At 52.7% G+C, this 12,449-nt stretch carries 10 protein-coding genes and 1 pseudogene; 2 read left to right on the forward strand and 9 right to left on the reverse strand.

From position 1 onward, the window contains the following. Positions 1 to 31: 31 nt before the first annotated feature. From ACHHV8_RS27900 to ACHHV8_RS27925, 6 genes are all read right to left on the reverse strand, one after another. Complete coding sequence (locus ACHHV8_RS27900) at positions 32 to 1,549, reverse strand: sugar ABC transporter ATP-binding protein (protein WP_395162604.1); 1,518 nt, start codon at positions 1,547 to 1,549, stop codon at positions 32 to 34. Between the two features lie 515 nt (positions 1,550 to 2,064). Next, the gene (locus ACHHV8_RS27905; RefSeq protein WP_395162605.1) at positions 2,065 to 3,123 is read right to left on the reverse strand and encodes a galactose ABC transporter substrate-binding protein; all 1,059 of its coding nucleotides are present in this window, start codon (positions 3,121 to 3,123) and stop codon (positions 2,065 to 2,067) included. A gap of 274 nt (positions 3,124 to 3,397) precedes the next feature. Further along, a complete protein-coding gene (locus tag ACHHV8_RS27910; RefSeq protein WP_395162606.1) occupies positions 3,398 to 4,168 on the reverse strand; it encodes a substrate-binding domain-containing protein in 771 nt (256 codons plus the stop codon). Beyond that, complete coding sequence (locus ACHHV8_RS27915; RefSeq protein ID WP_395162607.1) at positions 4,146 to 4,409, reverse strand: hypothetical protein; 264 nt, start codon at positions 4,407 to 4,409, stop codon at positions 4,146 to 4,148. The genes ACHHV8_RS27910 and ACHHV8_RS27915 overlap by 23 nt, the downstream gene beginning before the upstream one ends. Then, complete coding sequence (locus tag ACHHV8_RS27920) at positions 4,406 to 6,193, reverse strand: cache domain-containing sensor histidine kinase (protein WP_395162608.1); 1,788 nt, start codon at positions 6,191 to 6,193, stop codon at positions 4,406 to 4,408. Before ACHHV8_RS27920 ends, ACHHV8_RS27915 begins: the two co-directional genes overlap by 4 nt. A gap of 14 nt (positions 6,194 to 6,207) precedes the next feature. Next, positions 6,208 to 7,866 carry a response regulator gene (locus tag ACHHV8_RS27925; protein WP_395162609.1) on the reverse strand — a complete coding sequence of 553 codons (1,659 nt, stop codon included), beginning with the start codon at positions 7,864 to 7,866 and terminating at the stop codon, positions 6,208 to 6,210. Positions 7,867 to 8,146: 280 nt separating this feature from the next. On the opposite strand from ACHHV8_RS27925, the gene ACHHV8_RS27930 reads away from it, so the two are divergent. Beyond that, positions 8,147 to 8,458, forward strand: a complete 312-nt coding sequence (locus ACHHV8_RS27930; RefSeq protein ID WP_395162610.1) for a hypothetical protein — start codon at positions 8,147 to 8,149, stop codon at positions 8,456 to 8,458. Between the two features lie 532 nt (positions 8,459 to 8,990). Here ACHHV8_RS27930 and ACHHV8_RS27935 read toward each other — a convergent pair. The 3 genes and pseudogenes from ACHHV8_RS27935 to pdaA form a co-directional block, all read right to left on the reverse strand. Then, complete coding sequence (locus ACHHV8_RS27935) at positions 8,991 to 9,128, reverse strand: hypothetical protein (protein WP_395162611.1); 138 nt, start codon at positions 9,126 to 9,128, stop codon at positions 8,991 to 8,993. A gap of 177 nt (positions 9,129 to 9,305) precedes the next feature. Continuing rightward, positions 9,306 to 10,307, reverse strand: coding sequence for a hypothetical protein (locus ACHHV8_RS27940; RefSeq protein ID WP_395162612.1), 1,002 nt, complete (start codon positions 10,305 to 10,307; stop codon positions 9,306 to 9,308). Between the two features lie 111 nt (positions 10,308 to 10,418). Further along, a pseudogene (gene pdaA / locus ACHHV8_RS27945) lies at positions 10,419 to 11,202 on the reverse strand (delta-lactam-biosynthetic de-N-acetylase). Positions 11,203 to 11,508: 306 nt separating this feature from the next. Here pdaA and ACHHV8_RS27950 point away from each other — a divergent pair. Further along, positions 11,509 to 12,375: a MurR/RpiR family transcriptional regulator gene (locus tag ACHHV8_RS27950; protein WP_395163647.1), complete on the forward strand. Its 867-nt coding sequence runs from the start codon at positions 11,509 to 11,511 to the stop codon at positions 12,373 to 12,375. Positions 12,376 to 12,449: the final 74 nt, after the last annotated feature.

Raw genomic sequence — 12,449 nt, forward strand, 5'->3', positions numbered from 1 at the left:
CTTAAAGCGTCTCTTATAAACTGAATGATGGTTAAATCATATATTTGGTAGCCAGCCGCATGATCTCTTCCTCTGTCGCATCCTTGCCTTCGACAATGCCGGAAACTCTGCCCTCGCACATCACCATAATGCGGTCGGACATACCCAACAGCTCAGGCATTTCCGACGAGATCATAATGATGCTCTTGCCCTGCTTGGCCAAATCGGCGATGATCGAGTAAATTTCGAACTTGGCGCCGACGTCGATCCCGCGCGTCGGTTCGTCGAGCAGCAAAATATCGGGCTCGGTCAGCAGCCACCGGGCGAGCAGCACCTTCTGCTGGTTCCCCCCGGACAGGTTCTTGATCTGCTCCTTTACCGTCGGAGTTTTAACCCTCAGCTGCTCGACGCTCCGTTTCGCCTCTTCCTTGATCTTGCCCTCATCCAGCAGGAGAAACGAATTCGTATACCGGTCCAGGTTGGCAATAGCCGCATTCTCCTGGATCGACAGTACAGGGAAAATTCCCGTGACACGCCGTTCCTCGGTCAGCAGCGCCAGCTTATGCTTCTTCGCTTCCTGCGGCGATTTGAAGCGCACCGGCTTGCCGTTCAGCGTAATGGCGCCTTCCGAAATCGCCCGCAGCCCGAACAGCGCTTCGATTAATTCCGTCCGCTGTGCTCCGACGAGACCTCCAAGCCCGAGCACTTCACCCCTTCGCAGCTCGAAGGAAACGTTCTGGAACGACTTGGCGATTGGAGAAGTTAAATTTTCGACCTTCATCAAAACGCTTCCCGGCACATTCGTCCGCTCCGGGAACCGCTGGCTCAAATCCCGGCCGACCATACGGGTGATGATCAGATCCGTGGTCAGCTCGGATGCGGGCCAGGTACCGATCAGCCGGCCGTCGCGCATAATCGTCACATCGTCGGAAATGCGGAGAATTTCCTCCATTTTGTGCGAGATGTAAATGATTGCGACGCCTTGTTTTTTTAGCCGCTCGATAATTTTGAACAGCGCCTCGACTTCGTTGCCTGTCAGCGAGGAGGTCGGCTCATCCATGATGATGACCTTCGAATTGAACGATACCGCCTTCGCAATTTCAAGCGATTGCAGCTTGGACACGGACATGCTGCCTGCCAGCGCGGCCGGATCGATATCCATCTCCAGATCCTTGAACAGCTTCTCGGTATCTCTGTACATTTTCCCGTGATCCACTAATTGAAACGGTCCGAAGCCTTTGACGGGAAAACGCCCCAGCCATATGTTCTCCATCACATTGCGCTGCGGAATCGGGTGCAGCTCCTGGTGAATCATCGATACCCCTTGGTCGAGCGCCTGCTTGGAGTTATTCATTTCCACTTTGCTGCCGTTAAGAAGGATTTCGCCGCCATCGGGCTTATATATTCCGAAAAGACACTTCATCAGCGTCGATTTTCCAGCGCCATTCTCTCCCATCAGAGCATGAACCGTACCCGGACGCACTTTGAGCGTAACGTTATCAAGCGCCTTCACACCGGGAAACTCCTTGGAGATACTATTCATTTCAAGTAAGTATTGAGTTTGAGTCATGGTAACGCCCCCTGCGTATGTTGATGTATACGCCTCTTTCCCATTCGGAAAATATTGCGATGCCTTGCTTTTTTCTTGAATTCATTCACATTCATTCTTAGATCCATTCATTCGCGAATATCTTGATTCCCTCGTTCGGAATTACCTTAGATCTTTAAGCTTTAACGATGTTGATGGTTTACACGGTTTAGATCGTTCTTTGGTATTGTTGGTATTGATATGGTTTTGTTGGTCTGTTGTTTTTAAAGGTTTTGACGGTTTCAAAGGCAGGGCGGAAGAGAGGGAGGGAACAACCACCTCCCCCTCTTCGCCATCCTTCTACTTTTTCCCCGGGATAAAGTCAGGTGTGAGTCCGGAGCGAAGCGAGCGGATCATTCCGGAGAAGCGTCAGCGTTCGCCTTTGTCCCCGGATTTCTACCGTTTCAGCCGATCCTTTAGGAAATCCGGGGACAATAGCGATCGGAGGAACGATCCGCTCGCGCAGCTCACCAACTCAATGCCTGCTCTTTTTCCTCTTACTTCGCATCGTTCAAATTATCTTTGGTGATTTTTTTGTAAGGAACCCATACATATTTGCCGTCTGTGATGTCATAACCAATGTTGTCTTTGGAAGGCGTTTGTCCTTGAGCCAATACGTTAGCCAGGTTAAAGGTCGCTTTCCCTTGGTTTTTCGCATCGTTCAGTACGGTACCGAGCATTGTGCCTTCTTCCATCGCTTTCACAGCCGGTGCCGTTGCGTCAACGCCTACTACCGGCATATATTTGTTGTCTTTGAAATAGCCTTTGGCTTTCAAAGCTTCGATTGCGCCCAGCGCCATGTCGTCGTTGTTCGCGAAGACCGCTTCGATTTTGTCGCCATGGGAAGCCAGGAACGCCGCCATTTTCTCTTGACCTTTAACACGGTCCCACATCGCTGTATCTTCAGCCAGCTTCTCTACTTTGATGCCGGCGTCTTCCACCGCTTTGATAGAGAACTTGGTGCGCAGCTCCGCGTCCTGGTGACCCGGCTCGCCTTTCAGCATGACGTACTGCAGCGTGCCGTCTTTGTTTTTATCCGCTTCCGGATGGGATTTGAAGTAATCCACGATCAGCTGGCCTTCCATCGTACCGGATTGCTCCGCTTTTGCGCCGACATAGTATACTTTATCCCATTTCTTCATGTCCGCTTCCATCGGCTCGCGGTTAAAGAAAACAACTGGCGTGTTAGCCGCCTTCGCTTTGTCGATAATGACGCCGGCTCCCGTACGGTCGACCGGGTTGATCGCAAGCGCATTCACTTTCTTCGTAATGAACAAGTCTACTTTATCGTTTTGCGTAGGCTGAGAGTTTTGAGAGTCTACAATATCCGTCTGCGCTTTGCCTTCGGCATTCGCGGAAATCGCGTTGCGTACGCCTGTCATGAATGTATCGTCAAATTTGTAGATCGCTACGCCGATCGTAGGCTTTTTCGCTGCGCTTCCCGCATCGGTTTTAGTCCCGCCGCTTGGTGCCGCAGAATTGCCGCCTGCGCCGCAGCCCGCTGCTACGGTAGTAATCAACGCCGCTGTCAAAAGAGTAAAAACAACCTTTTTCATATAATGACCTCCGTTTAATTCTTTATTTCATTCGCTTGCCACAAACCAATTATGCTCTATCCTTTGTTAAAAACCCATGCAAAATACTCATGTTTTCTATAAAAATTCTACTGTGTTTTTCTGAAGATCGTCATATAACCCCCCCACAAAGTGGGGCTTTTGCTTCGAAGCGGATTCAGGTACTTTGCGGAGACCCCGAAAACATATAGATTCTATCATGCGAAAAAAGCCCTCCGGAAACGTCTCCCGAAGAGCTGATTTATGGGATATTCTGTTATTTTACAAAAGGAAACAGCAGCTTCTGATTGTCTGACCAGAACATATTCTCCTGATCGATGACCTTCGTGCCCGTATCGACGAACTTCGGAATTTTCTTGCCCTGAATCGCCTCGACGGCATATTTGACGCCCAAATACCCCATGCTGAATGGGTTCTGGATAATGGTCGCCTGAATAACGCCCTCCTGGAGAAATTCAATATCCTCCGGCGTATTGTCGAAGGTGACGACTTGAACCTTGCCCGACAGCCCCATGCTCTCCACCTCATCGGCTACACCGATGGAAGCGATAGCATGCAGCGCGACAATGCCGTCCACATGCTTATCGTTCAGCAAATTCCGGGTTTGCTCGCGGCACAGCTTCAGGTCGGAGTAGCAGTATTCCTTGCTGACCACCTGCACCTGAGGATAACGGGCCAGCTCGTCCAGCAGCCCCTGCTCCCGTTCATCCGCATTTTTGGCGCCTTCCCCGAAATTCATCAGAGCAATGCGGCTCGTCACGCTGACCAGCTCGACGAGCTTACTGCCGGCCTTTCTTCCGGCCTCGTAATTATTAATGCCGATAAAACCGAGCACCTTGGGCGAATCGACCTCGGAATCGATCGTAATGACGGGAATCCGCTGCGAGACGGCCCGCTCGGTAATATCCTTCAACCCTGTATAATCGTTGGCCGCCAGCACCAGAGCATCCGTACCGCCGGCAATCGCCTCCTTGACGAGCCCGATCTGGCCCTGGATGTCCTTCTCATCCTCCGGAACCGGACACATTCAGGTTGACGTTAAATTCTTTGGCCGCCGCTTCGGCCCCCATACGCACCGTTCTCCAATAGTCTCCCTGCTTCATCTTCACGATGAGCGAAACGTTTTTTTTCGGCGCAGGCGCCCCCCCGCTCATCTCGGCAACCGGCGAGCACGCGGCAAGACAGCAGAGGCAGACCAGCAGCGCGGCGGCCCATAAGCTGCGGCTTCGCCTGCTGCCTGCGGATGCGGATATCCATTTTATTATCACAGCGGCTCCACCTCGGCTTCCTCCTTCAGGACCGGTATCCATACCTTCACCGAAGTCCCTTCCTCCAGCTGGCTTTCGATTTGCAGGCCATAAGCGTCTCCGAAGGTCAGACGGATGCGCTCATGAACATTTTTGACACCTACCCCAGAGCCTTCATCCGACTTGGCCTCTCCCGATAAAATGTCGTCCAGCTTATCCGGAGGAATGCCCAGACCGTTATCCTTCACTTCGAGCAGCACCTTTCCGTCGGCAATCCCCGCCGAAATCTCGATCCGCCCCTCATCGGCCATCATCTCGATGCCGTGGTAGATGGCATTTTCGACCAAAGGCTGCAGGATCAGCTTTAACGTTTGGCAGGAGAGCACTTCCTCCTCCGCGGAAATGGCGTATTCAAACTTGTTTTTATAGCGGATGTTCTGGATGATCAAATAGTTGCGGACATGCTCCAGCTCCTCCCGAACGGTAATGATCCGCTTGCCGCGGCTCAAGCTGATCCGGAAAAACTTCGACAAGGAAGTAATCATGGTGATCACATCCTCGCTCTTGCCGCTGCCGGCCATCCGTACGACGGAATTGAGCGTATTGTACAAAAAGTGCGGATTGATCTGCGCCTGGAGCACCTCCAGCTCGCTCTCCCGCTTCGCCTCCTGCTCCAAAATAATCTGATCCCGCAGCTCGCGGATGTTCGCGACCATCAGATTGAACCGCCGGGACAGCCGGCCGACCTCATCCTCGCCCCGGACGGGAATATGAATGTCGAAATCCCCCTGCTCCACCTTGCGCATCGACTTGTCCAGCCGCTTGATCGGCTGCGATATTTTGGCGGACATAAAGCCTGCGATCAGCAGCACCAATACCAGCACTGCAAGCAGCAGCCAGGAGATGAACCCTCCAATCTCTTTCTTGGTCGTCACAATCTCATCCATATAGGAGACGCCGATAATTTTCCAGCCGATATTGTTGACGGTTTTAATAGTAATCAGCCGCTTCATGCCGTCCGTTTCATCGACATAGCTGCCGAACGTATACTTGAGCGCCTTCTCGACATTCTCGTACTTCAATCCGGCATAAATGAGCTGCTGCTGAGGATGGTATATGATATTGCCCGCCGACTCGTCCAAAATATAGACGTAGCCTTTTTGCCCGAGATTGACTTTGCGGAACAGCTCGTCAAGCGTCTTGAAATTAATGTCGACCATCAGTACGGCATCGGCCGGTTTGCCGCCGCGGTTCAAGGTGATGCCCTTGCTCATCGACACGACCCATTTGTACTGCCCCTTGTACAGGTTCTGGATATGAGGGAGGGAGAAGGACAGATGGTTCGGGCTCTCGATTGCGGAGCGGAACCAGCTTTGATCGGTCAGCTTCGTGTTCTTCCGCAGCTCCGCCTGCGGCAGACCGGTAATCAGCTCGCCGCCGCTTGTAAACAGGGCCATGGAAACGAGATCCTCGCGCGAATTCAGAATCGTTTCGAGCTGCTCCATCAGCCTTTCGTTCGGAATCGTCCCGCTCTCCTGAATCTTGCGGTCGACAAGGCCGAACACCTCGTCCATGCCTTTCAAATACGTGTCGAGGTTGTAGCTGACCTGTTCGACAATTTGCTCGTTGCTCAGAAAAGTATTCTGCTCCGCCGTCTGCGAAAATTTATTGTACAAAATGACGCTGACAATCAGCATGACCGAGATCGTGATGAGCGTGAAAGAAATCGTAATAATAAACTGGATGCTCTTCACTTTCCATGTGTCGATGATGCCGTAAAACCACCGCCTCAGCGATTTGATCATGTATCCGCCCCCATCTACGCTTCGGCCGAGCTGCTGCGGTATTCCTTCGGCGACATGCCGACATGCTTTTTGAAGGAAAAGCTGAAGTAATTCGGCTCCGCATAGCCAACCTTCTCGGCGATTTCAAACGCTTTCAGATCCGTCGTCCGCAGCAGCTCCTTCGCCGCTTCCATCCGGATCTGCATCAGATAGGCGCCGAACGTCATTTTCGTCTCTTTCTTGAAAATACCGCTGAAATACCCTGTGCTGATATGCAGATGAGCGCACACCTTGTTGATGGAGATGTCGCTTTCGTGATAATGCTCCTGCGTGTAATCCTTGGCCTTGTCGACAAGGGTCCGGTACGAATACTGCCGCTCGCTGGAGATGCTGTTCATCAGGCGTGTACACAGCCCTCCAATCCAGTTCTTCGCCTCCTGCAGGTTCGTAAATTTAAGAAGCTCTGCAAAAGGATTGAAATTCGTTCCGAGAATCGGGTCCAAATCCGTGCTCGAATCCTTCGCAGCCCGAAGAATCGCCGTCACAATCTCAAGCAAATATACCTGATAATCCTGGAAGCTGACCGGAATGTCGGCAATGCCCTGGAACAAGTCGTCGACAATCTCCTTGATCTCCTGCGGTGTGCCTACTTTCATGCAGCGGATCAGCGCGCGCTCCTTCATTTCATCGAAGCGGAGCTTCTCGACCGGACGCTGCTCCACATCCTCGATGCAGATGACCCGGTTGTTGCCGAGAATAAGCCGGTAATCAAGTGCCAATACGGCATCCTTGTAGGAATAGCTGATATCGGTAATCCGGTTAGTGATGACGCCGACGCCGATCGAAATCGTCAGCTTCAAATATTTTTCCACGCTTTGGCGTATTTCCTCCAGAACGGCAAGCGTTTTTTTACGAACCGTTTCGCGATCCTTCTCCTCTGCGACGGTCAGCAGCACCAGCTGATCGTTGTGTAAAAAGACGATGCCGTGACGGTGCTTTTCGACTATTTCCTCGGAAATATTCAGAACGGCGAACAGCTTAAGCTCGTTATCCTTGGAGTATTTTAGCGATTGGAGGGCCTTGGCCTGCCGTTGCTCTTCCGATTCGTCATCCTGCTCGTCAGGATTATCCATGCTTAGTACGGAAACGACAAAGCCCTGGCCCTGCAGGTTTACGTTGTAATTCAGCGCTTTCTCCTCCACCTCCGCCAGCGACTGCTTGCGGTTGATCAGTGAAGCGAGAAACACCTCGCGCAGCACCGGCAGACTTTGCCGGTAATGCTCCTGGAGCGTCTGCACATTCTCCCTGCGGGCTACCTCTTCGTCGATCAGCAGCCGGATCTTCTCGAGCGCAGCCATCAGCTCCTGTGCGGAAAAAGGCTTCAGCACATATTCGTCGATATGCAGCTTAACGGCTTTTTGCGCATATTCGAACTCGTCGAACCCGGTTAAAATAATAATTTTGGTCGTCGGGAACTTCTCGCGTATCCATTCCGACAGCTGCATCCCGTCCATAAAGGGCATCTTAATATCTGTGACTACCACATCGGGAACAACCCGCTCGATCAGCTCCATCGCTTCCTTGCCGTTCTCCGCCTTATCCGCCATCTCGAAGCCGCAGGCGGTCCAGTCGATTTCTTGGATAATGCTTTCTCTTACATCTTCCTCGTCTTCCACCAATATGAGCTTGTACACGTGCAGTGTCCCTCCTGGCCTGCCGGCGCGAATCATAGTGATATTAATTTAGCAGAATGGCAATCGGGATGTAAACCGTTCCATCCGGTGTATTGTTTGCGTTCGGCCGCTTTCCCATGCAGCGGCAAAAGCTCTGCCGCCTTCGCCTCGCGGCGTGAAGGGATTTTCGACAAACCGGTTCTCAGCCCGAACAAAGCTGATATAATAGCCATAATAATCAACGACAAGCGCCATGGAACGATCGGCCCTTGGGTTCGATTCAATAGGAGGGGAGCACACCATGAGCACAAAGCTTCTACAGGCACTAGACACCGCATTAGCGAACTGGAACGCCATGTCGAAATCGGATGAAGAGGAAGCCGAATCGACAGCGGACGCTTTTCAGGCGTCCTTTTACCGGTTTATCGATGAGCTGCGCGTATGGGTGAACGAGCTGGAGGAACGGCCCGAATCGTTGGAAGCCCTGCTAGAGCTGCCGGTGATCGAAGAGATTGTCGACCGGCTTCCCGGTTCGCTGTACTTGAATTTCGAGACGGAAGCGGAGCTGATTCTCGACAACCAGCTGCGGACGGAGGACGACAAATACGATTGAATTTTCACAAAAAAGACGTTCGGCTCGGTTTCGGGCCCAACGTCTCTGCAGCATCAGCTATCCCCCTGTGCAAGGCTGAATGCCGGGAGTGAAACGGCACTCTCCCTCAAGCCGGATCGCTGCACAAGGGGAGGCACTTTTCCGCGGGAAAGCGGGAGAGACAGCCACTGTTTAATGTCCCTTATCATTGGGGGCAAAGCCATTGCCTACGTTAAATGTGTTTTCCCGCCACACTCACCCGTTCCAAAGGAATATCTTGCGAGGAGGCCGCTGAAATAACCCTGCAAAGTGGGGCTTAAGCTTCGAGGCGAACTCAGGTACTTTGCGGGGACCCCGAAAATTTATAATTAGGTTGAAAAAGTCATCACTGCGAGTCCGGAACATTCTTCGGATCGCTGTTGTCCCTGTATTTCTTTGATTATATACCGCTTATAGCGGTTAAAATCCAGGGACAAAGGCGAACGCTTTCGCTTCTACAGTACGATTCCGTACTCTACGCTTGTTTTTTCAGCGGCCTCTCTTGCGAGCCGGTTTATTTTTTCTTCTGCTTCAGCTTCTCCGCCTGCTTCATGGCGGCGTCCACCGCCTTCTGTCCCTTCTCGATGTCCTTGAACATCTTCTGGATATCCTTGTTCTCCAGCATGAACTTGAACGCTTCCTTCCATTTCATTAAGCCTCATCCCTTCCGGTTTCCTCCGTATAGCATATGGACGAAACGGCCGCCAGGCTTTCAGCAGCAGCCCGAAAGGGCGAAGCTTGGTCCTCATTGTCAGCATTGACAAACAAATCGCCGCTTCTCCTCTTGATATTCGAGGAAAAGCGGCGATCGTGCGGACAGGGCCGCTGTTTACAGCTTCACCGTCACCTTGCGTTCCTTGAGCTTGGCCCAGGTTCCCACCGGCTTGACGGTATATTTCACGCCCGGCGTCAATTTACCGCCGTTTTGCAGCTCAAACGTACCCGTCGCTCCTTTGCGGGAAAGCACCTTGTACTGCGCGGTCAGCGAGGTCCCGTCCGGGGCGGTAAGCTGAATGCTCCGCGAAGCGAACAGCTCGTCCTGCGGATCCTTATCCAGCGTGACCTCCAGCGTAGAATCGTTCACCGCCTTAACGGATTTGATGCGCAGCGGCTTGATTTTGGCGGCCGTGAACGTCGGGGCTTGAATCGCCGCCCAATCCGACGTCACCGTATAGTTGACGCCGCGCTTCAGCTCCTGCCCTTCGGGCAGCCGGTATTTCGGCGCTTGTCTGCCGTCCGTTGCCTGCGTGTAAGGAACGTAGACGGCCCGGATCGGCTGTCCCTTCTCGGGAGTGATCGTGACATAGTCGTCCCGCAGCGAGGAAATAATTTGATAAGGCTTGCCCTGATAGCGGTTCTGCTCATCCAGCGTAAAAGCCAGCTCGCCCTGCCGTTCGATGTCGGCCTGAACGATATTCGCATAGTCCGTCACGCCATCCTCCAGACTCGATTCCAGCTCGATCGTATCGGCCGAAACCTGCCTCGCGGAACGAAGCGGAAGCTTGTTCCCGTTCCCCGTGAACGACACAGGGCTTCCGTTTTTATAGCTCAGCGTATAGCTTGTACCCGCCGTCTGAACGGTGGTCGGGACGATGTAGGTCGCCGCCGCGCCCGTCTTAAGCTGCGGAATATTGCGGATAGCCAGCCCGCCGTTGAAAACAAAATTCGCTTTCGCGCGGTCCAGCTGCACATCCTCTGACGGCAGCGGCGAGGAAAAAGTCACCTGAAGCGTAATCGGGTTCAGCGCTTCGACCCGCGTAACGGCCGCGCCGCTCTGCGGCTCCGAGTTCGCCTGGACGGCGGCAGGCTCCAGCTGGCTTGTTAACATCATCAAACAAAGAACTCCAATCAGACTCCATACAGATAAACGGACTGCTTTCATTTCTTCTAAAATCTCCTTTTTCGTATGCTTCTGTCTGTATCAGACAGATCAGGCTCTGCCTTAATAATTTTTCGTTTGGAGCTGGTCCAAACTCTTGAATTCATACCCCTTGGCCTTGGCGCCGGCAATAATTTTGCCCAGCGCGTCGGCGTTATCCTTGGACACCGAATGCAGCAGAATGACGGCTCCCGGATGGAGCTGGCTCATGACACTGTCATACGCATATCCGGCTCCGCGCTGCGCCTTCGTGTCCCAGTCCCGGTAGGCCACGGACCAGAAAACGCTGGTGTAGCCCAGCTGTCTGCTCTCCGCCAGGATCCGCTCGTTGAAGATGCCTCTTGGTGGGCGCAGGTAGCGCATCTCCTTCTGGCTCGTCAGCGCGCTGACCTCCGTCTTGACCTTATCCAGCTCCTCCTTCAGGCGGGCGTTGGAGATTTGGCTCATATCCGGGTGGCTCCAGGAATGGTTGCCGACCAAATGACCCTCGTTGACCATTCTTTTCACCAGCTCAGGCTGGTCACTTCACATAGTGACCGGTAATAAAAAAGATGGCCGGAACGTTCGCTTCCTTCAAAACGTCAAGAATTTGGGGCGTATACCCGTTTTCATAACCGTTATCGAAGGTGAGGTACAGCTCTTTCTTCGTTACATCGCCGAGAAAAATCGCCTCGTTCTTTTGAAGCATGGCTTTGAAGCCTTCCTCGTCGATATTGGCAAGCTTCTCGTTCTTGCTCTTCCTGAACCCGAAATGATAAGGGTCCTGTGCACCGGAGGCCTGCGACGGAACAGGCATCCACACAGCCAACAAGACCAGCGCAGCCAGCAAAGCAGCCGCTCGCTTCATGTAAGTTCCCTCCAAGTCTCAAGATGTCAGATCAGGGATAATATGCCCCAATCGCCAAACGTTATGTTCGCTCTGTCATTTTTTTAACATGATAGAATTATAACTTTTCGGGGGGCCCCGCAAAGTACCTGAGTCCGCTTCGAAGCCTAAGCCCCACTTTGTGGGGTTATTTTAAAAGCAAAATAAATCGCCCCAATCGCAAAAATGGATTACTTCCCGGACCCGGGTCTGTTGTATACTGAATGTTAATTCTAAGAAAAAAATTTTCTTCATTCGTGAGACCTAGACCGACCTGATGAGGAGCAGATACCTATGAACCGATCCCTGCCTACCGGAGGCCTGGCCCAGTTAAGATCCGCTTATCCCGGCTTATCGCCCAAATTTCAGGGGATTGCCGATCATATTCTTCAAAACCCGCAGGATGTCGTCCATTTATCGATCAGCGAGCTGGCCGAGGTGACGCACTGTGCGGAAGCGACAATTTTCCGGCTGTGCCGCCAGCTTGGCTATAAAGGCTACCAGGATTTGAAAATCGCGCTGGCAAGCGATATCGTCAAACAGCCGATGCAGAACATTCACGAGGAAGTGCAGCCGGGAGACGAAATGATAACGGTTGCCCAAAAGGTGTTCAACGCCAACATGCTCGGTATCACCGATACGCTGCAGGTGCTGGAAGAACGGTCGCTGTCGGAGGCTGTTAAACTGCTGGACGAGGCGAAAAGAGTGCTGTTCTACGCCGTCGGAGGGTCCGCCCCGATCGCCGACGACGCTTATCACAAATTTATTCGCGCCGGGCTGAACTGTATCTCGCAAACGGATACACACCTGCAGGTCATGACTGCCGCGCTGCTGGACAGCGAGTGCGTCGTTGTCGGCATCTCTCATTCCGGCAGCAACAAAGATATTTTGGAAGCGTTCCATATCGCCAAAGCAGCCGGCGCAAAGACGATTGCCGTGACGAGCTACAATAAGTCCCCTCTCGCCCAGCTGGCCAACGTCAAGCTGTACACTTCGACGCGGGAAACCTCCTTCCGTACCGAGGCCATTTCAGCCCGCATCGCCCAGCTGTGCATCATGGATGCGCTGTATGTCGGCTTGTCGCTGCTGCGGCAGCAGCAAACACTCGACAACCTGCAAAAAATCCGCGAGGTCATTTCCGAGAAGCGGATATAGGGTTTCTCAACCGTCAAAGACGGCCGATGGTGCAATCGGCCGTCTTCTTTTTGCTTCAATAAAAATATTTTTCA

Source organism: Paenibacillus sp. TAB_01 (assembly GCF_043945595.1).
In the GTDB taxonomy this organism is placed as follows: Bacteria; Bacillota; Bacilli; order Paenibacillales; family NBRC-103111; genus Paenibacillus_S.